Annotated in this window: 17 protein-coding genes; 14 read left to right on the top strand and 3 right to left on the bottom strand. The window is 63.9% G+C overall.

Annotated features, from left to right (window positions below; genetic code table 11):
* The first annotated feature begins 55 nt into the window (after positions 1-55).
* Positions 56-976 (top strand): LysR substrate-binding domain-containing protein, encoded by a 921-nt coding sequence (locus C0Z19_RS12470; RefSeq protein WP_102610146.1) that lies wholly within the window; start codon positions 56-58, stop codon positions 974-976.
* 68 nt (positions 977-1044) lie between these two features.
* Here C0Z19_RS12470 and C0Z19_RS12465 read toward each other — a convergent pair whose 3' ends face one another.
* Both C0Z19_RS12465 and C0Z19_RS12460 read right to left on the bottom strand, forming a co-directional pair.
* On the bottom strand, positions 1045-2217 hold the full coding sequence (locus C0Z19_RS12465) for an NAD(P)/FAD-dependent oxidoreductase (RefSeq protein WP_102610145.1): 1173 nt from the start codon (positions 2215-2217) through the stop codon (positions 1045-1047).
* A 115-nt stretch (positions 2218-2332) separates the two neighbouring features.
* Positions 2333-3481, bottom strand: coding sequence for a branched-chain amino acid ABC transporter substrate-binding protein (locus C0Z19_RS12460; RefSeq protein ID WP_102610292.1), 1149 nt, complete (start codon positions 3479-3481; stop codon positions 2333-2335).
* Positions 3482-3985: 504 nt separating this feature from the next.
* Between C0Z19_RS12460 and C0Z19_RS12455 the strand changes: the two genes are divergently transcribed.
* The gene (locus C0Z19_RS12455) at positions 3986-5788 is read left to right on the top strand and encodes a methyl-accepting chemotaxis protein (protein ID WP_102610144.1); all 1803 of its coding nucleotides are present in this window, start codon (positions 3986-3988) and stop codon (positions 5786-5788) included.
* An 80-nt stretch (positions 5789-5868) separates the two neighbouring features.
* Here C0Z19_RS12455 and pdxY read toward each other — a convergent pair whose 3' ends face one another.
* The gene (pdxY, locus tag C0Z19_RS12450; RefSeq protein WP_102610143.1) at positions 5869-6741 is read right to left on the bottom strand and encodes a pyridoxal kinase PdxY; all 873 of its coding nucleotides are present in this window, start codon (positions 6739-6741) and stop codon (positions 5869-5871) included.
* A gap of 506 nt (positions 6742-7247) precedes the next feature.
* Here pdxY and hpnI point away from each other — a divergent pair.
* From hpnI to astD, 12 genes are all read left to right on the top strand, one after another.
* Positions 7248-8426, top strand: a complete 1179-nt coding sequence (hpnI, locus tag C0Z19_RS12445; protein ID WP_102610291.1) for a bacteriohopanetetrol glucosamine biosynthesis glycosyltransferase HpnI — start codon at positions 7248-7250, stop codon at positions 8424-8426.
* A 100-nt stretch (positions 8427-8526) separates the two neighbouring features.
* Entirely contained in the window at positions 8527-9948 is a 1422-nt protein-coding gene (hpnJ, locus tag C0Z19_RS12440) for a hopanoid biosynthesis associated radical SAM protein HpnJ (protein ID WP_102610142.1), read from the top strand.
* Between the two features lie 7 nt (positions 9949-9955).
* Positions 9956-10870 carry a hopanoid biosynthesis-associated protein HpnK gene (hpnK, locus tag C0Z19_RS12435; RefSeq protein ID WP_102610141.1) on the top strand — a complete coding sequence of 305 codons (915 nt, stop codon included), beginning with the start codon at positions 9956-9958 and terminating at the stop codon, positions 10868-10870.
* Positions 10867-11925, top strand: a complete 1059-nt coding sequence (locus C0Z19_RS12430) for a lysylphosphatidylglycerol synthase domain-containing protein (RefSeq protein WP_102610140.1) — start codon at positions 10867-10869, stop codon at positions 11923-11925. Before hpnK ends, C0Z19_RS12430 begins: the two co-directional genes overlap by 4 nt.
* Before the next feature lie 679 nt (positions 11926-12604).
* Entirely contained in the window at positions 12605-13294 is a 690-nt protein-coding gene (locus C0Z19_RS12425) for an ABC transporter permease (RefSeq protein WP_102610290.1), read from the top strand.
* A 15-nt stretch (positions 13295-13309) separates the two neighbouring features.
* Positions 13310-14023 carry an ABC transporter permease gene (locus C0Z19_RS12420; protein ID WP_102610139.1) on the top strand — a complete coding sequence of 238 codons (714 nt, stop codon included), beginning with the start codon at positions 13310-13312 and terminating at the stop codon, positions 14021-14023.
* Positions 14024-14075: 52 nt separating this feature from the next.
* Entirely contained in the window at positions 14076-14873 is a 798-nt protein-coding gene (locus tag C0Z19_RS12415; RefSeq protein WP_175083961.1) for an ABC transporter ATP-binding protein, read from the top strand.
* 100 nt (positions 14874-14973) lie between these two features.
* The gene (locus tag C0Z19_RS12410; RefSeq protein ID WP_102610138.1) at positions 14974-16023 is read left to right on the top strand and encodes a GlxA family transcriptional regulator; all 1050 of its coding nucleotides are present in this window, start codon (positions 14974-14976) and stop codon (positions 16021-16023) included.
* 158 nt (positions 16024-16181) lie between these two features.
* Positions 16182-17417 carry an aspartate aminotransferase family protein gene (locus C0Z19_RS12405; RefSeq protein WP_102610137.1) on the top strand — a complete coding sequence of 412 codons (1236 nt, stop codon included), beginning with the start codon at positions 16182-16184 and terminating at the stop codon, positions 17415-17417.
* A 24-nt stretch (positions 17418-17441) separates the two neighbouring features.
* A complete protein-coding gene (gene aruF / locus C0Z19_RS12400; RefSeq protein ID WP_102610136.1) occupies positions 17442-18617 on the top strand; it encodes an arginine/ornithine succinyltransferase subunit alpha in 1176 nt (391 codons plus the stop codon).
* Entirely contained in the window at positions 18614-19648 is a 1035-nt protein-coding gene (gene astA / locus C0Z19_RS12395) for an arginine N-succinyltransferase (protein WP_102610135.1), read from the top strand. The genes aruF and astA overlap by 4 nt, the downstream gene beginning before the upstream one ends.
* Positions 19649-19660: 12 nt before the next feature.
* Entirely contained in the window at positions 19661-21124 is a 1464-nt protein-coding gene (gene astD / locus C0Z19_RS12390; protein ID WP_102610288.1) for a succinylglutamate-semialdehyde dehydrogenase, read from the top strand.
* The last annotated feature ends 18 nt before the right edge of the window (positions 21125-21142 follow it).

Below are 21142 nucleotides of genomic sequence, written 5' to 3'. Positions count from 1 at the left end.
GCCGGATGCAAACGACAATTTGCCTGACCCATGTATTAGTGATACTAATGACGGCATGCAGAAGCGAACCCACCTTCCTCCATTGCAAACACTGCGTGCATTCGAAGCGGCCGTGCGCTTGGAAAGCTTCACGCGCGCCGCAGACGAGCTTGCATTGACCCAAGGCGCGGTCAGCCAGCATGTGCGCGCGCTGGAAGAACGACTGAGCGTGCAGTTGTTCGTGCGGGAGCGCGGCGGCGCTTGGCCGACACCGCGCGCGCAGAGCCTGGCATTGCAGATTCGACAAGGGTTGAATGTCTTGGAGCGCGCATTCGAACCGCCAGGACGCTTAAGCAATCGCGTGCATCGCCGGCCGCGCCAATCGGTGTCGTTGACGGTCAGCGTGCTGCCGCCGTTCGCGGATCGTTGGCTCGCGCCCCGGCTCGAAGATTTTCGGCGCAAGCATCCGCTGATCGCGCTGGAGCTGCGCAGGGACGTCGCGCTTGCGCGCTTGAACGGACGCGACGGCATCGACGTAGCGCTGCGGTACGGCCCCGGTACATGGCCCGGCGTCCAAGCGGACCATTTCATGGACGAAGCGATCTTCCCCGTGATGAGCCCGATCTATCGCAACGGCGTACGTCCGCGCCGCTTCGCCGATCTCGCCCATTGCACGCTGCTCAGGCATCGCTCGCAGCCATGGGAGCCTTGGTTTCAGGCCGTGGGACTCGACTTCACCGAGCCGCGTGGCGGCCCCCTGTTCGACGACGCGAACGCCTTGCTCGAAGCAGCGGCGAACGGGCAGGGCGTTGCGCTCGCACGCGGCTCGCTCGTCGAGCGGGATGTGGCCGAGGGTCGTCTCATGCGGCTATGGAAGCGCAGCGTCACCGACATCTACGCCCATTACGTGGTCTGGCGTGCGGATAGCGCAAAGCATGAAGCCATCGACGCTTTACGTCGATGGCTTCATGAAGAGGCAGCGCGCAACGTGGCCTGATCGGAGCCGGCGTGTCCGCTACCCGTGCCTTAAATGTACTCGGGCTTACGCGGTTCCTGTCCTGCGCGTCAAACGACGTTGCGTTCGATGACGGGGCGGTTTTCGAGCACGCGCGCGAAACCGAGTGGGGAGAGGTCGAGCGAAGCGAATTGTCCTTGCAGGATCAGTTCGGCAACGCCGCGCCCCGTAGCGGGGCCTTGTTGTAAGCCGTGGCCGCTGAATCCGTTCGCGAATACGCAATTATCGACGTCGGGGTGATAGCCGATGATGGCGTTGTGATCGAATACGTTGTATTCGTAGTAGCCGGACCATGCATGTTGCACGCGCAGCGCCTCGAATTGCGGTACGCGATGGGCGAGCGTCGGCCAGATCACGTCGTCGAACAGCGCATGATCGACTTCGTCGAGCGGCAGGTCGTCGGGATCGCGGTCGGCGCTCGGCGACGTCCCGCAAATATAGGTCGAACCTTCGGGTCGAAAGTAGACGCCGGTCGGATCGATCAACAACGGGCAGCGCTCGAGCTTCGCAGGCGAGCTGACGTTGAAGATGCTGCGCCTGCGTGCGTAGACGGGCAGGTCGATGTCGAGCAGTTGCGCGATACGCCGGGCCCAGGGGCCGGCAGCGTTGACCATCACGTCGCAATCGAGCGCATCGCCGGCGGAGGTCAGCACCTGCGTCACGCGTCGTCCGTCGCGGCGCAGTCCCGTCGCTTCGACCGGCAGGTAGCGCGCGCCGAGCGATTGCGCTTTTTTACGCAGCGCTTGCACGAGCCCATAGCCATCGAACCAACCTTCGCCCGACACGCCATAGGTGCCCGCGACGAGGTCTTCCGTGTTCAGCCATGGAAACGTCGCTTGCAGTTCATCCTTTTGCAGGTAACGGATCTGTGCGCCGAGGGACGTTTGCAGCGCGTGATTCTCGCGCAGGATCGTTTCGCCCGCGGGAGTGGCCAGAAAGAGGTAGCCGCCTTCATGCAGATCGATCGACGGCGCTTCGCCGCCGACGGCAAGCCGCTCGCCGATCGAGCGCAAAAACCCGATGCCGTAGAGCGACATCTGCACGGAAAGGGGTGTCGAGAACTGCTGCCGGATGGACGCCGCCGACAGCGCCGAGGAGGCGCGCGCGTAGCTCGGGTCGCGTTCGAGCACCGTCACTTCGACGCTCGTATCCATGCTGCGGAGAAAATACGCCACGGCGCTGCCGATCACACCGCCACCCACGACGACGATTTTCGAAATCATTAGGACTCCAAAACATCCAAAGAAATTTCCGGTAAAACACAAAATCAAAAAGCGCGGCGCCCGTCAGGCGCCGCGCGGATAGCCTGCGCAAAAGTGCGCAGAGCTTAACAGTGGATCAGAGACCGGTGACCGTCTTGACCGTTACCCATTGACCACCCTTGACCTGATAGACCGTCGACGAGCCATTCTTCAACGAACCGTTTGCGTTGAAAGCGATATGGCCCGTGATGCCATCGAAGCTGATGCTTTGCAGCTTCGGGCGATAGTCGTCGGGCTTGGTCGAATTGGCTGCCTGCATGGCCTTGATGGCGGCCCACGCCGCGTCGTAACCGAACGGCGCATAGGAGAGCACGTCTTCGCCGAACTTCTGCTTGAAGCGTTCGGCGAATTTCGCGCCGACTGGCGTGCTATCGAGCGGACGCCCGTATTCCCATGCCATCGCGCCTTCGGATACATCGCCTGCGAGCTTGATGAAGTCGATGTCCTTCACGCCGCCGCCGCCGACATATTGCGCCTTGATGCCGAGTTGGTTCATCTGCTTCATGATGCCGGCAGCCTGCGGATTGAGCGCACCGACGAAAATCAGATCAGGATTCTTCGCCTTGATGTTCGTGAGCTGCGTTTTGAAGTCGGTCGCCTGATTCGTCGTGTATTCGCGATCGACGATAGCGCCGCCTTGCGCTTTCACGGCCTTCACGAATTCGTCGGCTTCTCCTTGCCCGAATGCGGTGCGGTCGTCGATCACGGCGATACGCTTCTTGCCCATTGTCTTTACCGCATAGGTGCCGGCCGTGCCGGCATTTTGCGCGTCGCTCGAAATCACCATGAAGACGTTCTTGTAGCCGCGGCCGCTGATGATGGGGTTCGTGGCTGCCGGGTCGATATCGGGCAGGCCTGCTTTTTCATAAAGCTCCGAAGCGGGGATCGTCGTGCCCGAGTTGAAGTGACCGACCACGACCGAGACGCCTTCGTCCACGAGTTTTTGCGCGACTTGCACGCCCACGCGCGGGTCCGCCTGGTCGTCTTCTGCGACGAGTTCGAACGAAACCGGCTGACCGTTGATCTTGATGCCTTGCGCCTTCGCATCGTCGAGCGCCATCTTGACGCCGTTTTCCAGATCTTTGCCGTAATTGGCATTAGGCCCGGTGAGCGGAGCGGCAAAGCCGATCTTTACGACGGTATCTGCATGAGAGGCGAGCGGGGCAAGCCCGAGAAGTGCTCCAACTGCAACTGCGACAGGGGTGAAGTTCTTCGCAAAACGCATGTTGTTTCCTTTGTCGGCAAGCATGAATGTAGTGCTGTGGCGTGCATGCGCCGCTGACGCCGCTTTTGTGCGGCTCTCTGGCGGCGCTCGCGCTTTCGAGGCGGGCGCTCGATGCACGTCTCTTGTTCGTATGGTCCGGCGTGTGGCGGCATCCCTCCTGCAAGGCGTTGTATTGATCGAACCGCTAGGCGAGAGAAGCGCCATTGCGATCGCTCGATGGGACTATAGAAAGCCAATATGGCCCCGTCTTGACCTTTCGCGACGCTTCCTATGCGCATTTCGGCACAGCCGGTTGACCAGGGGCAATCGGGAGAAATACGCCTGCGCCAATTCCGCTAAAACCTCCTATTAGTCGTATTTTTGCAGTGCAATGCGCAATGGATGGTAAATAGCACTCGGCATATTCCCTAGCAGGAAGAGCGTCAAGTTGCAGTGCGGTATGCCGTTTACCTGATCGGGGACTACGAATCCTCGCAACCCATTCGTCTGAAGGAAACTGTTTCAATGTTTGCGTCAATTCGCGGCCGCGTGCTCGCGGCCTGTCTTGCCATCGTGGTCGGTTCTCTGATTGTCAACGCGACCCTGAACTTCTTTGTAGTCAATTCCCACGAAAACGACACGATCAATAACAACCTCGTCGCACTCGCAAACGGGCACGACGCCGGTATTGGCGAATGGGTGTCGTCCAAGACCGCGGCCGTGGCCGCGTTGCAAGACGTCGCGCTGAGCGCGGCCGATCCCATTCCGACCTTCAAGCAGATCATGGCTTCGGGCGGGTTCGTGAATGTCTATGCGGGCTATGCCGACAAGACGGCCAAATTTGGCGATCCGACGGGCGTGCCGCCTACGTACGATCCGACAGAGCGTCCCTGGTACAAGCAAGCCGCCGCGGCCGGCAAGCCCGTGGGGACGGCGCCTTACGTCGATGCGGGCTCCGGCAAGCTCGTGGTGACGTTCGCCGTGCCGATCGTGCGCGACGGCGGCCTCAAAGCGGTCGTGGCAGGCGACGTCAACATGGATAGCGTGATCGCGAACGTGAAGTCGATTCATCCGACCCCGGCGAGCTTCGGCTTGCTGGTCGACGGCGCGGGCGACATCGTCGCGCACCCCGATGCCAAGCTCACGCTCAAGCCCATTTCGACGTTGATGCCGCGCATGAGTGCGGCGACGATCGCCTCGCTCGGCAGTGCTTCAGCGCCGCTCGCGACCGACGCGGACGGTCACCAGGTGCTGCTGCGCGGAATGAATGTGCCCGGCACGGATTGGACCGTCGTCGTCGCGCTCGACGAAAGCGAAGCGAAGGCGGGCATTCGCTCGTTCCTCACGACGTCGGCGATCGCGCTCGTCATCATCGTCGCGCTGGCCGCGGCGATCGTCTCGGCCGTGACGTCGCACTCGTTCAAGCGTCTGTCGCTCGTGCGCGACGCGATGGATGCGATCGGCTCCGGCACGGGCGACCTGACTCGTCGATTGCCGGCTGACGGCCGGGACGAAGTGGCGCAGATCGCGCGCTCGTTCAATACGTTCGTCGATAAGCTGCGCGACGTGATGCGGCACATTCGCGATACGAGCGAATCGGTACGTACGGCGGCCGACGAAATCGCCGCAGGCAACCTCGATCTGTCGGGCCGCACCGAATCGGCGGCGGCGAGCTTGCAGGAGACGGCCGCGTCGATGGAAGAAATTACGTCGACGGTCACGCAATCGGCGAGTTCGGCGCGGCAGGCGAACGACATGGCCGCATCGGCCTCGACAGTCGCTTCGCGCGGCGGTCAGGTCGTCTCGGAAGTCGTGACGACGATGGGAACGATCGAATCGGCCTCGGGCAAGATCGGCGACATCATCGGCGTGATCGACGGCATCGCGTTCCAGACGAACATCCTTGCGTTGAACGCGGCCGTCGAAGCTGCGCGTGCGGGCGAGCAAGGCCGCGGCTTCGCGGTCGTGGCCGGCGAAGTGCGCAGCCTGGCTCAGCGCAGCGCGCAAGCAGCGAAGGAGATCAAGTCGTTGATCGAATCGACGATCGACAGCGTCTCGTCGGGGTCGAGCCAGGTCAGACGTGCGGGCGACACGATGACGGAAATCGTCTCGAACGTGTCGAGCGTGACGACGATCATGTCCGAAATCACGCATGCGGCCGGCGAGCAGACACGCGGCATTCAGGAAGTGAATCGCGCCGTTTCGCAACTCGACGAAATGGTGCAGCAAAACGCGGCGCTCGTCGAACAATCGGCGGCGGCTGCAGCGGCGTTGCAGACGCAGGCGGTCAATCTGGCGACGGCCGTCGCGCAGTTCAAGCTCGATTGAGCGGAGCGGACCGTGGGGCGCGGGGTGATCGCGCGAAGCTGACCCGCCGATCCGGGCGCGAGGGTGGGCCTGCCTCGCCGTCAGGGGCGCTTGCGACGTTCGATCGCCGTATCGACGGTCCAGGCGCCAAGCCACTCGCGCGGCCGCGCAATGTCGTCCTGTGCGGCGATCAGTTCGAGTTCATAGCGACCCGCGGCGTAGGTCGCTTTAAGCACGGCGTGGACGGCCGAGACGGCGTGCTCGAAGGCGGTCCGCAACGAATCGCCGTTCAAGCGCCGCGCGACGAAGGTCGCGCTCATGAGCTCGCCGACGCCGACCGGTTGACGAGCGAACGGGTAGCGCGGATGTTGCGTCATCCAGGCTTCCCGTTCCGTGACGAGCAGCAGGTTGACGCGGTCGGCCGGGCTATGGCGGTCGACCAGCTGCTTGACGAGCACGATCTGCGGGCCGCGGCGAATCAACTCGCGGCAGGCCGCTACGGCTTCGTCGACATTATCGATGGCGCGGCCCACGAGCTTTTGCAACGTGTCGTGCGTGGGCGAGAGGCCGTCGGCCAGCGCGGGCATCGTTTCGAGCAGGTATTCGTCGACGCTCGCGCCGGCGCCGGCGCCGATGACGGGCGTCCAGAAGTGCCAGACTTCCGGGTTGGTCGCCTTCACGGTGCGGACGATGTCCATCACGGCCTGGGCGTGCAGCTTGGCGCCGAGATAGCCCGAAAGGATCGCATCGCAGCGCCTGAGCATGCCGATCGCGCCGATGCCTTCGACGAGCTCGGCCATCTGCGGTGCGTCGATCGCGCTGCCTGCCCAATGGCCGTATTGCATGTGGTTCGAAAACTGCATCGTGTCCAGCGGCCAGACGTTCACCCCCAGCCGCTGCATCGGAAAGACGGCGGCACTATTGCCCGCATGGCCGAACACGACGTGCGGTTGAATGCTCAAGACGTTCTTCATGATGACTTCGCTCGCGTAAACACGCGCCTCTTTCGAGCCGGGCGGGCCGTTTCGCCGGGTTTTGCGCTCGGTTTTGCGCGCATTCGCCGCGCCCTTTGGCGCAGCGCACCGACGCTATCAAGATACAGGACTTGCTGCGTCGCGTCATCGGTTGCAACGCAGTCGGTAGCACTTATGCGCGGCGGTGATGCAGCTGACCTGTCCCTCAATGTCGCCGAAGCGGCGTCGACCTGCACGTCTGCGCCAATGCTCCGTTGCTTGCGGCCGACGAAATCCGCGTTCCTGGCCGGCCCCGAAGCGTTCTGCCGGCCGCGCTGCTACAATTGCCTGTTTCCAAAGCGAGCCTTGAGAGGCGCCGCGCGCGTTCCGGCGTGGCGCTCGCGCAGCGCCGAGAATAACGAAGGAGTAGCGAACGTGCCAGCAAGCGTCTCATCCCACGGGTCCTGCGTGCGCCGCCGGTGTGCGGGCGCTGCATGGGCTCGCGCGGCTTACGGCGGCGGCGTCCGATGACGTTTTCGCCTGCCACGCTCTGGGATTGGCTGCTCGTCGCATTGTGCTGCGTGGCGACGGCCTACGCCGTGGTCGCCGCACTTGCGTTGCCGTCGGCGCGCTCGCTCGCCAAACGCGTGCGCGGCTTCGACGGGCGGCCCGCACAGCCGGTAAGCGTGCTCAAGCCGCTGTGCGGCGCCGAGCCGAGGCTTTACGAAAACCTTTCGACGTTTTGCGCGCAAACGCATCCTTGCTATCAGTTGTTGTTCGGCGTGTCGTCGTCGTCCGATCCGGCGATCGCAGTCGTGCGCCGGTTGCAAGCGGCGTTCCCCGAGCGCGATATCGTGCTCGTCGTCGATTCGCGCGTGCATGGGCACAACCTGAAGGTCAGTAATCTGATCAATCTGGCCGCGCGCGCCAAGCATGCGCTGATCGTGCTGGCCGATAGCGATATCGCCGTCGCGCCCGATTACCTGGAAGCCGTGACGGCGCCGCTGGCCGACCCTCAGGTGGGCATCGTGACCTGCCTCTATCACGCGAAAAGCGTCGGCGGGTTCTGGACGCGCGTGGGCGCGCTGTTCATTAACGAATGGTTTGCGCCGTCGGTGCGCATTGCGCATGCGGGCGGTTCGCGCAGCTTCGGCTTCGGCGCGACGCTCGCGCTGCGTGCCTCGGTGCTGGCCGAGATCGGCGGCTTCGACGCGCTCAAGGATTGCCTGGCCGACGACTACTGGCTGGCCGAGCACACGCGCCAGCGCGGCATGACCACGGTGCTCTCGGAAGTCGTTGTCGACACCGACGTCATCGAGCCCGATTTCGGCACGCTGTGGTTGCGCGAGACGCGCTGGCTGCGCACGATCCGCTCGATCAATCCGCTCGGCTTCGCGTTCTTGTTCATCACGTTCACGTCGCCGTGGCTGCTCGCCGGTGCGCTGTTCGCCGTCCACGGCGGCGCTGGCGCGTACGGAAGGGCGCTGACCGTATCGTCGGCGCTCGGGATCGCGGCGCGCGTCGGCCTGCATGCGCGAGCCTCGCGCGAGCGCGGCGAGTTCTGGCGCGATCTAGCGCTCGTGCCGCTGCGCGATGCGCTGCTGGCCGCGCAATGGTTCATCGCGGCGTTCGGCTCGCACGTCGTTTGGCGCGGCGCGCGTATGCCCGTCGTCGCGCGAATCGCCGAAGGATCGGACGGTTCTTAAGCGAACGTATTAGTCTTTCAGGTTTTTGTCGATGGCCATGCGGGTTCGGCCGTCGTCTTACATGATTTGCTTCACCCAACAGGTTGCCGGAGCTTCATCCATGAAAACGCTGTTCTTGCAGGCCCCGTCTTATGACGGCTTCGATGGCGGAGCCGGTTCGCGCTACCAGGCCAAGCGCGAAATCCGCTCGTTCTGGTATCCGACGTGGCTCGCGCAGCCCGCGGCGCTCATTCCCGGAAGCCGCGTGATCGATGCGCCGGCCGACGGCTTGTCGGTCGAAGAAACGCTGAAGATTTGCGACGACTACGAACTCATCATCATCCATACGAGCACGCCGTCGTTCCCGACCGACGCGCTTTTTGCGCAGGATCTGAAGAAGCGCAAGCCGTCGCTGATCGTCGGCATGGTGGGTGCGAAGGTGATGGTCGATCCGCACAACTCGCTGACGGCGTCCGAAGCGATCGACTTCGTCTGCCGTGAGGAATTCGACTTCACCTGCAAGGAGCTGGCCGAAGGCAAGCCGTTCGCCGAGATCAAGGGGTTGAGCTGGCGCGCCAAGGACGGCTCGATCGAGCACAACGAAGCGCGTCCGATTCTCGAGAACATGGACGAGCTGCCGTTCGTCGCGCCCGTCTACAAGCGCGACCTGAAGATCGAGAACTACTTCATCGGCTATCTGAACTACCCGTACGTGTCGATCTATACGGGCCGCGGCTGCAAGTCGCGCTGCACGTTCTGCCTGTGGCCGCAGACGGTCAGCGGTCACCGCTATCGCACGCGCTCGGTCGAGAACGTGCTCGAGGAAGCGAAGTGGATCCGCGACAACATGCCCGAAGTCAAGGAACTGATGTTCGACGACGACACGTTCACCGACGACCTGCCGCGCGCCGAAGCGATCGCGCTCGGCCTGGGCAAGCTCGGCATGACGTGGTCGTGCAATGCAAAAGCGAATGTCCCGTACAAGACGCTCAAGGTCATGAAGGAAAACGGCTTGCGCCTGTTGCTCGTGGGCTTCGAATCGGGCGACGATCAGATCCTCGTGAACATCAAGAAGGGCGTGCGCACCGACTTCGCGCGCCGCTTCAGTGCGGACTGCAAGAAGCTCGGCATCAAGATTCACGGCACCTTCATTCTTGGCTTGCCGGGCGAGACGCAAGAGACGATCAAGAAGACGATCGAGTATGCGAAGGAAATCAATCCGCACACGATCCAGGTCTCGCTCGCCGCGCCTTATCCCGGTACGACGCTTTACAAGCAAGCGGTCGAAAACGGCTGGATGGAAGAGAACAAGACGATCAACCTCGTCAGCAAGGAAGGCGTGCAGCTCGCTGCGATCGGCTATCCGCATCTGTCGCGCGATGAGATCTACCACCATCTCGAGCAGTTCTATCGTCAGTTTTATTTCCGGCCCTCGAAGATCTGGGAGATCGTGCGCGAGATGCTGACGAGCTGGGACATGATGAAGCGCCGTCTGCGCGAAGGCGTCGAGTTCTTCCGCTTCCTGCGCGCGCACGAGGCGTAAATTCGTGATGCGCTCGGGCCGCCGCGCCCTGATCGTCACCGCTGACGATTTCGGGTTGCATCCACGCGTGAATGCGGCCGTCGAGCGCGCGCATCGGGACGGTGTGCTCAAGGCCGCGAGCCTGATGGTGGGCGCGCCGGCGGCGCGGGACGCCGTCGAGCGTGCGCGGCGCTTGCCCAATTTGCGCGTGGGTCTGCACCTCGTGCTCGCCGATGGCCCGGCCACGCTGCCCGCTGTGCAAATTCCGGCGCTCGTTGGGCCGGACGGCCGCTTCGGCGATGCCATGGTGCGCGACGGGTTTCGCTTCTTCTTTCTGCCGGCCGTGCGAGAAGCGCTGGCCCGCGAAATCCGCGCCCAATTCGAAGCGTTCGCGGCAACGGGCCTGCCGCTCGATCACGTCAACGCTCACAAGCATTTTCATCTTCACCCGACCGTCCTTTCCCTCGTGCTCTCGATCGGCCGCGAGTTCGGGCTGCGTGCCGTGCGTTTGCCGTTCGAAGCGAACGCGCCCTGGTGGCTAAGGCCCTGGATCGCACTCATGCGGCGCAGGCTCGCCCGGGCCGGCATTGCCTATAACGACTACGTGGCGGGTATCGAGCACACGGGCGGGATGGACGAAGCCGCGCTGCTCGATGCGCTCGCTCGGATGCCGGCCGAGGGAGTCGCTGAAATTTATTGCCATCCGGCCGAAGCAGGCGAGGGGCCGATCACCGCTTCGATGCAGGCGTATCGTCACCTCGACGAACTCGACGCGTTGCTGTCGCCGCGCGTGGCCGCGGCGATCGCCGCCGCGGGGTTGCCCTGCGGCGGATTCGCAGACATATTCGCCGACGGATTCGGCGGCGGTGCGAGCGCAGGTGGCACGACCGATGCGCATCTCAAGCGTGGTCATGATGTTGCTCGGCGAGGCTCGTCGCTATGACAAAGTGGCTCAAATGGGCCGGTTGGCCGCTCGGCATTGGCATCTTCATCGCGCTGATCGTGCGTGAAGGGGCGGCCGACGTCGCCCATGTCATCGGTCAGGCCGGCCCTGCGTTGCTGTGGCTGGTACCGTTTCATGCGCTTCCGTTGCTGCTCGACGCCTACGGCTGGCGCGTGTTGCTGCGCGGCCGTGTGTCGCTCGGCTTTCTCTGGTGGGTTGCCACCGTGCGCGAGGCCGTCAGCCGCTTGCTCCCTGTCTTGGCCGTGGGCGGAGAGATCGTCGGGATTCGGCTGGCGCGGTGGCGTGTGCGCGACGCGAGTTGCGTCAGCGCGTCGGTCATTGTCGAAGTGCTCGTCACGATCGCTGTCCAGTACGCGTTTTCGGCCCTCGGTGTCGTGCTGATCTTGTCGGCGACAGGCAGCGACCACGCGAAGACGATTGCGCTCGCGCTTGTGCTGTCCTTGCCGCTGCCCATCATTACCGCGCTGCTGTTGCGTCGCGGCGGCGTTTTTCTTGCGATCGAGCGGTTCGCGGCGAGGGCGCTCGGCAGCGAGCATCGGTTCTTGCAGGGCATCGACGGGGCCAGGCTCGATGCCGAAATCGACGCGTTGATGACGCGCACCGGCGTGCTCCTAAGCGCGTTCGCGTGGCAATTCGCCGGCTACCTCATCGGTGCATTCGAAACGTATTGGGCGTTGGCGCTGCTCGGTCATCCCGTATCGATCGGCGGCGCGATCGCCATCGAAGCGCTGACGCAAGCCGTGCGGCACGCGGCTTTCATGGTGCCCGCGGGCCTCGGCGTGCAGGAAGTGGCGGTGGTATTGCTTGCGCAAATGTTCGGCATCGACCGCGAAGTGGGGCTTTCGCTTGCGCTCGTCAAGCGTATGCGGGAGGTTGTCTTCGGCTGTATCGCGCTCGGTTCCTGGCAGCTTGCCGAAGTCGCACGCGCGCGCCGGTATGCACCCGCACCGGGCGCGCACACCACCACTGATCCTGCAGCCTCGACGTCCACGCGCGATCGCCGTAAGACCCACGACCTCGATCTGACGCGCTGAGATCGCGCGTCCGTTCGCCCGCGCACGCGCCCCCGCGGTTTGGTCCTCAGAGCTTCCCTATGAGCGTAAACACGCTTTGTCTTCAGGCCACGTCTCGTCCTACATTACATCCACCGAACACGTCATATCGAATATATAGAAACGGTTAAGGGTCAGGGGACGCAGCGCAGCGCCGGCCACGGGGGGCGATCGGACGTCACGTGCATTGCACGGGCGGGCGGACGCAGGCCAATGACGCAGCGCAAGGGACGACGTCGCTCTGTGGTGTTCGGCTTGTTTTGCCGACGTTCTTGCGTCGCGCGCCATCAAGATTGCCGGCCGTTCACTTTGCGTGACGGCCGGTTCTGTTTTTATGGGCTCGGTGTTCAAAGATCGTGCGTATTCGCTGAGCGCCGTCGCTTTCCGGAATATCGAAAATGCGACCGGAAACTTGCAAAACCGCCGTCCGCTCCTGTGGGACGCGCGGGCGCGCTCGCGCCCGTCATCTGCCCTAACAAGCGGTTTCGGGCTATGCGCGGCCGTGCAAATCGTTTGTGTTGCGGCGCAGCAAACGCCCGCGTCCTGTTTGAATAATCCGGATTCGCTTGCGAGTATCGGCCCGGTGCAAAATGCGCCGCGGTCGCTGCTCGCGGCGCGCTATGCGCCAACGCGAACAAAGCCTATTCGAATGGAGACGCGCGTGCTTTTATATGGCTTCGGCCCGATCCTTCTCGCCGGCACGATCAAGACGATCGAGTTGTCGGTGCTCTCGCTTGCCGTGTCGGTGTTGCTCGGGCTCGTTGGCGCGTGTGCCAAGCTTTCGCGCAACCGTGCAGTCGCGGGCGTGGCCACCGCCTATACGACGTTGATCCGCTCGGTGCCCGATCTCGTTTTGATGCTGCTGCTGTTTTACAGCATTCAGATCGCCGTCAATCAACTGACCGACGCGCTCGGGATGGACCAGATTGACATCGATCCGTTCGTCGCGGGCGTGCTGACGCTCGGGTTCATCTATGGTGCGTATTTCACCGAGACCTTTCGCGGCGCATTTCTCTCGGTGCCACGCGGCCAACTCGAAGCGGGCAGCGCCTATGGCATGAGCGGTATCAGCGTCTTTTCGCGCATTCTGTTTCCGCAGATGATGCGCTTCGCGCTGCCGGGCATCGGCAACAATTGGCAGGTGTTGGTCAAAGCGACGGCGCTCGTGTCGATCATCGGTCTCGCTGATGTCGTCAAGGCGGCACAAGACGCCGGCAAGAGCACCTTCAATATGTTCTTTTTCATCCTGGTCGCGGCCTTGATCTATCTGGCAATCACGACCGCCTCGAACGTCGTGCTGCTGTGGCTCGACAGGCGCTATTCCATCGGCGTCCGGCATGCGGAACTTTGAAGGAGCCCACGCAAGATGATCGAAATCCTGTCGCAGTATGGCCGCGCGTTCATCTATTACGACGGCCAGGGCCTGTCGGGCCTTGTGGTGACATTGTGGCTGCTCGTCGCTTCGCTCGTCATCGGCTTTTGCATGGCCGTGCCGCTCGCGGTGGCGCGCGTGTCGAAGAATCGCTGGCTGTCTACGCCGGTGCGCGGCTACACGTATGTGTTTCGCGGCACTCCCCTCTACGTGCAACTGTTGCTGATTTATAGCGGCGTATACAGCCTCGAGTTCGTGCGTGCGCACGCCGTGCTCAACGAATTCTTTCGCAGCGGCCTGCATTGCGCGATTCTCGCGTTCGGCTTGAACACGGGCGCGTATACGACCGAGATTTTCGCTGGCGCAATTCGCGCGATCTCGCACGGCGAGGTGGAAGCGGCGCGCGCATACGGCATGAGCCGTTGGACGATGTACCGTCGCATCATTTTGCCTTCGGCGCTGCGCCGGGCGCTGCCGTTGTACAGTAACGAGGTCATCCTGATGCTGCATGCGACAACCGTGGCGTTCACGGCGACGGTGCCGGACGTGCTGAAGGTCGCCCGCGACGCCAATTCGGCCACGTACATGTCGTTCCAGGCTTTCGGCATCGCCGCGCTGATTTATCTTGCGGTATCGTTCGCGCTCGTCGCGGCGTTCCGGCGCGCCGAGCGGCACTGGCTTGCTTATCTGGCCGTCGGCCGCCATTGACGCCGCGCTGCCGCCGGCCTTGAACCAACGCCATCGAATCATACGGGAGAGCATGGTGCTCGAAGCGACTTCTCAATCCGCCGCAGTCAAGCTCGCGGCGCTCGACATCCATAAGCGCTACGGCGACAACGAGGTGCTCAAAGGCGTGACGCTGAAGGCGAAAGCCGGCGACGTCATCAGCATCATCGGCGCAAGCGGCTCGGGTAAGAGCACGTTCTTACGGTGCATCAACTTCCTCGAACGGCCCAACGCGGGCAGCATCGTCGTCGACGGCGAAACGGTGCGCACGAAAGCCGATCGCGCCGGCAACCTCGAAGTGGCCGATCACAAGCAGCTGCAGCGCATCCGCACGAAGCTGGCGATGGTGTTTCAGCATTTCAACTTGTGGGCGCATATGAACGTGCTCGAGAACATCATCGAGGCGCCCGTGCATGTGCTCGGTCTCTCGAAACGCGAGGCCGAGGAGCGCGCCCGCATGTACCTGGAGAAGGTCGGCCTCGCGCCGCGACTCGAAAAGCAGTACCCGTCGCACTTGTCGGGCGGGCAGCAGCAGCGCGTCGCCATTGCGCGCGCGCTGGCGATGAACCCCGATGTGATGTTGTTCGACGAACCGACGTCGGCGCTCGATCCCGAGCTGGTCGGCGAAGTGCTGAAGGTCATGCAGAAGCTGGCCGAAGAAGGGCGCACGATGATCGTCGTCACGCATGAAATGGGCTTCGCGCGCAACGTCTCGAATCACGTGATGTTTCTTCATCAAGGCCGTACCGAGGAAGAGGGCGATCCCGCCGTCGTGCTTGCGCAGCCCGACAGCGAGCGCTTGAAGCAGTTCCTCTCGGGTAGCCTGAAGTAAGAGGCATGCGCGTGGACGCAATGATCGGGCAGGCGCGCAGGGCCCATGCAACGTATATCGCGCGCGCAACCGCTGCGCGTCGCGCGAGCGGGGCGCATTGATGCCGCGTACGCAATCGGCCCAGGCCAAAACGACGCAAGTGGCGATCGTCGTGCTGCCGCCCGTGTCGATGTCGGGCGTGGCGCCGCTGATCGACGCGCTTCGGCTCGCGAACGAAATCGACGGCCGCGCGCTATACCGCTGGCAAGTGCTCTCGTGGGATGGCCGGGCCGTGCCGCTCGCGGGTGGGGCGACGCTGCCCGTCGACGATGCGTTCGGCGACGGCCTCTGCTGCGACTGGCTCATCGTCGCCACCGAGCGGTTTCAGCAGTTCGCCGACTACAAGCTGTTTCTGTCCAGCCTTGCTCGTGTGGGCCAACGCACCGCGCTCGTCACGGGTATCCATCATGGCGTCTGGTGGCTGGCGATGGCGGGGCAGCTTTCGGGCTATCGCGTCAGCGTCAATTGGGAGACCTATCAGCAGTTCGCGGAACAGTTCGAGCGCTCCATCGTTACGCAGCAGATCTTCGAGATCGATCGAGATCGCGCCACGTGCGCGGGCGGTTTGGCCAACGTCGATTTCATGTTGGCGATGATTGCGCGCGAACATGGGCCAGAATTGTCGGAACGCATCGCCGATGCGCTCGGCGTGGGCGTGCTGCGCTCGGGCGAAGAACGTCAGCGGATTCCCTATGTCACGGCGCCGGGCGAGCGGCATCCGCGGCTGAACGACGCGTTGCTGCTGATGGAAGCGAACATCGAAGATCCGTTGACGACCGATGACATCGCGGGCCTCGTCGGCGTCTCGCGGCGTCAGCTCGAGCGGCTGTTTCGGCAGTACCTGGGGGCGATGCCGTCGAAGTACTACCTCGGCTTGCGGCTTTCGAAGGCGCGCATGCAATTGCAACGGACGAGCAAATCGATCGTGCAGGTCAGCCTCGCGTGCGGATTTTCGTCGGCCGCCCATTTTTCGAACGCGTATCGCGAGCGCTTCGGCGTGACGCCGCGCGAGGAGCGCCGCAATTGGATCGCCAAGCAGCACGGAGCGGGCCTGCCCTATGCGGGCGAGCCACGGGCGGGAGCCATGATCGAGCCGCCTGACGAGGTCTGACGGCCGCCGTCGGACGCGCAGGAGCCCTGCCGGCGAAGTCCGACGAACGCCAATGGACCCGATAGGCGATAGATCGCGTCGCCAACAGGCAAGACGACACGGCGTAACGTTTTCTAAACTAGCGTGTATTCATTCCCCTTACCTTGCGAGGCTTCGCCATGAACGAATTCGCTGTCAACCGCCAGACTTTCGACGAAGTCATGGTGCCGGTCTTTTCGCCTGCGTCTTTCGTGCCGGTGCGCGGCGAGGGCTCGCGGGTCTGGGATACGCAGGGCCGCGATTACGTCGACTTCACGGGCGGGATTGCCGTGACAGGCCTGGGTCACGCCCACCCCGAGCTCGTGCGGGTGCTGTGCGAACAGGGCGAAACGCTTTGGCACGTCAGCAACGCCTACACGAACGAGCCCGTGCTGCGCCTTGCCAAGCGGCTCGAATCGCTGACTTTCGCCGATCGCGCATTCTTCGCGAACTCGGGTGCCGAGGCGAACGAAGCCGCCCTCAAGCTGGCCCGGCGCGTCGCGATCGAGCGTCATGGCCCCGAAAAGATCGAAATCGTCTCGTTCAAGCAATCATTCCACGGCCGGACGTTTTTCACGGTCAGCGTCGGCGGCCAGCCGAAATACGCCGAAGGGTTTGGCCCCGTGCCCGCGGGCATCATTCATCTGCCCTACAACGACATCGAAGCCGCGCGCGCCGCCATCGGCCCGAAAACCTGCGCCGTGATCGTTGAACCCATCCAGGGCGAGGGCGGCGTGATTCCGGCCGATCCGGCGTTCCTGCGTGCGCTGCGCGAGGCCTGCGATGCCCACGGCGCGCTGTTGATCTTCGACGAAGTGCAAACGGGCGTCGGCCGTACGGGCTTTTTCTACGCCTATATGGATACGGGCGTGACGCCCGACATCCTGACCTCCGCCAAGGCGCTCGGCAACGGTTTCCCGATCGGCGCAATGTTGACCACCAGGGAGATCGCAGCGCATTTCAAGGTCGGCGTTCATGGCACGACCTATGGCGGCAATCCGCTCGGCGCGGCCGTGGCCGACAAAGTGGTCGAACTCGTCAGCGAGCCGGCGCTGCTCGAAGGCGTCAAGCGTCGCGGCGAGATGATCACGGCGAGGCTCGCCCAGCTCAACGAACGCTTCGCGATGTTCAAGGAAGTGCGCGGCAAGGGCCTCCTGATCGGCGCGGAGCTGTCCGCGGCCTACGAAGGGCGCGCGAAGGATTTCGTCAACGCCGCGGCTGCGCAGGGCGTCATGCTGCTGATCGCGGGGCCGAACGTGCTGCGCTTTGCGCCGTCGCTCGTGATTGCCGAGGCCGATCTGGACGAGGGCTTCGCACGCCTCACGAAGGCGATCGAACAGATCGTAGGCGCCACGGCCGACGCGCACACGCGCTAAGCGGCCCGCTCTGAAGGAACGATGATGCTCTTCGTACGCCCCGCAAGACTTTCGGATCTCGACGCGCTCGAGCACATGGCGCGGGCGGCGCGCCCCGTGCTGCACTCGCTGCCGCACGATCGGCGTGCGCTCGAAGCGCGCGTCGCGCTGTCGGAGGACTCGTTTCGCGCCGATGTCGATTTCCCGGGCGAGGAGGTCTATCTCTTCGTGCTGGAGGAGGGCGCGACGGGTAAGCTGCTGGGCACGGCGAGCGTCGTCGCAGCAGCCGGCTATGCCGAGCCGTTTTACGTGTTCCGCAACGACGCGTTGATTCATGCGTCGCGCGAACTGCACGTCAACCGCAAGATTCACGCGCTGACGATGTCGCACGAACTGACGGGCAAGAGCCGGCTCGCGGGGTTCTATATCGATCCGTCGCTGCGCGGCGACGCCGCGGCGCATCTGCTCTCGCGCGCACGCATGATGTACGTGGCGGCCAACCGCCGGCGCTTCACCCCCGAGGTGTTTTCGCTGCTGCTCGGCGTGACCGACGAGGAGGGGACGTCGCCGTTTTGGGAAGCCGTCGGCCGCAGGTTCTTCGGCCGCGATTTCGCGCAGATCGAAATGGCCTCGGGCGGCCGCAGCCGCACGTTCATCGCCGAAGTCATGCCCAGCTATCCGCTCTATGTGCCGCTGCTGCCCGATGCGGCGCAGCGCGTGATCGGCGAGCCGAACGCGAAGGCGCTGCTTTCGTACGACATTCATCTCGAAGAGGGTTTCGAGCCGGATCGATTCGTCGACATCTTCGATGCGGGCCCCGTCTTGACGGCGCAGGTCGATCGCAGCGCATGCGTGGCATTCAACGAAACACGGACCGTGCGCGAAGCCAGCGAGAGCGCCATGAGTGCCATGAGTGCCATGAGTGCCACGAGCGCCGTGGGTGCCGTGCACGACGAGCGGGGCGCATGCACCACCTATCTCGTGGCCAGCAATCGCGGCGGCGATTTTCGCTGCGTGTTGGCCGAGCTGCCGAGTGCGGGTCACAGCGACGCGCCGCTCGCCGGGCACGCGCGCGCGGCGCTCGATGTGATGCACGGCGATCCCGTGCGCTGCGTGCCGCTGCACCGTGGCGCCGAGCAAGCCGAAGCGGAGGAGGGCAACGACAGCTACCCCGATTCGTATTCGACCACCCAGACTCATCCCTCGGGAGATCGGCGATGATCGTCGTTCGCGCTGTCAAGACGGAAGACCTCGACGCGCTCGTGTCGCTTGCACAGGAAACGGGCCCGGGCCTGACGACGTTCAAGCCCGATCGCGACGCATTGGCCGCGCGCATCGGTCGCGCCAGGAAAACGATGGAAGGGCGCGCGGCGCCGCATGAGGCCGGCTACTTCTTCGTGATGGAAGACACGGCCACCCGCGATGTCGCGGGCGTGTGCGGTATCGAAGTTCAAGTGGGCCTCGAACAGCCGTTCTACAACTATCGCGTGAGCACGGTCGTGCATGCGAGCCAGGAGCTCGGCGTCTGGACGAAGATGTCGCTGCTCAACATCTCGCACGACCTCACGGGTTATGCCGAAGTGTGCTCGCTGTTCTTGTCGCCGCGCTATCGCGCGCATGGCGTCGGCGGCTTGCTGTCGCGCTCGCGCTTCATGTTCATGGCGCAGTTCCGCGATCAATTTCCCGAACGGCTCTGCGCGGAACTGCGGGGCCATTTCGACGCGGACGGCACTTCGCCGTTCTGGCGCGCCGTGGGTTCGCACTTCTATCAGATCGACTTCAACGCGGCCGATTACCTCAGCGCGCATGGACGCAAGTCGTTCCTTGCCGAATTGATGCCGCGCTACCCCGTCTACGCCGATTTGCTGCCGCAGGAGGCGCGGGACGTCATCGGGCATACGCATCGCGACACGGCGCCGGCGCGCAAGATGCTCGAAGCCGAAGGGCTCCGGTATCAGAACCACGTCGATATCTTCGACGCGGGCCCGGTGCTCGAATGCCATATCAACGATCTGCGCACCGTGCGCGAGAGCGTGGTGGTGCCGGTCGTCATCGGTGAAACCCTCGCACCTGAAGGCGTGCGCTCGCTGGTCTCGAATACGTCGATGGCGGGCTTTCGCGTCGGTGTGGCGGCGGGCACCGTCGAGGGCGGATCGATGATGCTGTCGGCGGTCGATGCAGCCGCGCTCGACGTGCGCGAAGGCGATGCCGTGCGCGTGCTCGCGCTTGTGACGAAACAGAACAAGGATTGAACAGAGATGGAAATGGGTGAGCTTTTTATCGACGGGCAATGGTGCAAGGCCGGTGGGCCGGCCTTCGCCTCACGCAATCCCGGAACGGGCGCGGTGGTATGGGAAGGCAACAGCGCGTCGGCGGCCGATGTCGATCGCGCCGTTGCGAGCGCGCGCCGCGCGTTCGAAACATGGTCCGCGCTTTCGTTCGATGCGCGCGTCGAGATCGTGCGCCGATTCGCGGCGACGCTGACCGGGCGCAAGGAGCAACTCGCGCACGCGATCGGCCGCGAAACGGGCAAGCCGCTGTGGGAAGCGCGCACGGAAGTGGCCGCCATGGCCGCGAAGGTCGACATTTCGATCACGGCCTACCAGGAGCGCACGGGGGAAAAACGCCTGCCGATGGCAGACGGCACGGCCGTGTTGCGCCATCGTCCGCACGGTGTCGTCGCCGTTTTCGGGCCGTACAACTTCCCCGGTCACTTGCCGAACGGCCACATCGTGCCGGCGCTGATTGCAGGCAATACGGTCGTGTTCAAGCCGTCGGAACTGGCGCCTGAGGTGGCGCGCGCCACGGTCGAAGCATGGCGCGATGCCGGCTTGCCTGCCGGCGTGCTGAACCTCGTGCAGGGCGAAAAAGACACGGGCGTCGCGCTCGCCAATCATCGGCAAATCGACGGCCTTTTCTTCACGGGCAGCTCCGACACGGGCACGCTGCTGCACAAGCAGTTCGGCGGACGGCCCGAAATTGTGCTCGCGCTCGAAATGGGCGGCAACAATCCGCTCGTCGTCGCCGATGTAGAAGATATCGATGCGGCCGTCCATCACACCATCCAATCGGCCTATCTATCGGCAGGCCAGCGCTGCACGTGCGCGCGTCGCATCTTCGTCCCGCGCGGCGCGTTCGGCGATCGCTTCCTTGCACGGTTGACCGAAGTGACTGCGCGCATCGCCTACGGCTTGTATGACGCCGATCCGCAACCGTTCATGGGCGCCGTCGTCTCGGCCCGCGCCGCGGCGCGGCTCGTTATAGCGCAGCAGCGGCTCGTAGCGGCCGGCGCTCGCCCGATTCTGACGATGGAGCAGCGCGACGAACAGCTGGGTTTCGTGAGCCCCGCGATGCTCGAGGTCACCGATGTGGCGGCGTTGCCCGACGAGGAGCACTTCGGCCCGCTCGCGCAGATCGTGCGCTATACGCATTTCGATGAAGCGATCGCACGCGCGAACGATACCGTCTACGGTTTGTCGGCAGGGTTGCTCGCCGATGACGAAGCGCTTTGGACGCGTTTTCATCGCACGATTCGCGCCGGCATCGTCAACTGGAATCGCCCGACCAACGGCGCGTCTTCCGCGGCGCCGTTCGGCGGCACGGGGCGGTCGGGCAACCATCGGCCGAGCGCCTATTACGCGGCCGACTATTGCGCCTATCCGATGGCCTCGGTCGAAAGCGCGCAACTTACGATGCCCGCGAGCGTCTCGCCGGGACTTCAATTCTAAGGATCGAGCAAGGATCGA

This window comes from Trinickia soli, assembly GCF_002879855.1.
Classification (GTDB): domain Bacteria; phylum Pseudomonadota; class Gammaproteobacteria; order Burkholderiales; family Burkholderiaceae; genus Trinickia; species Trinickia soli.
The sequence above is the reverse complement of the archived record's forward strand: the minus strand, read 5'-3'. Positions and strand labels throughout refer to the sequence as shown.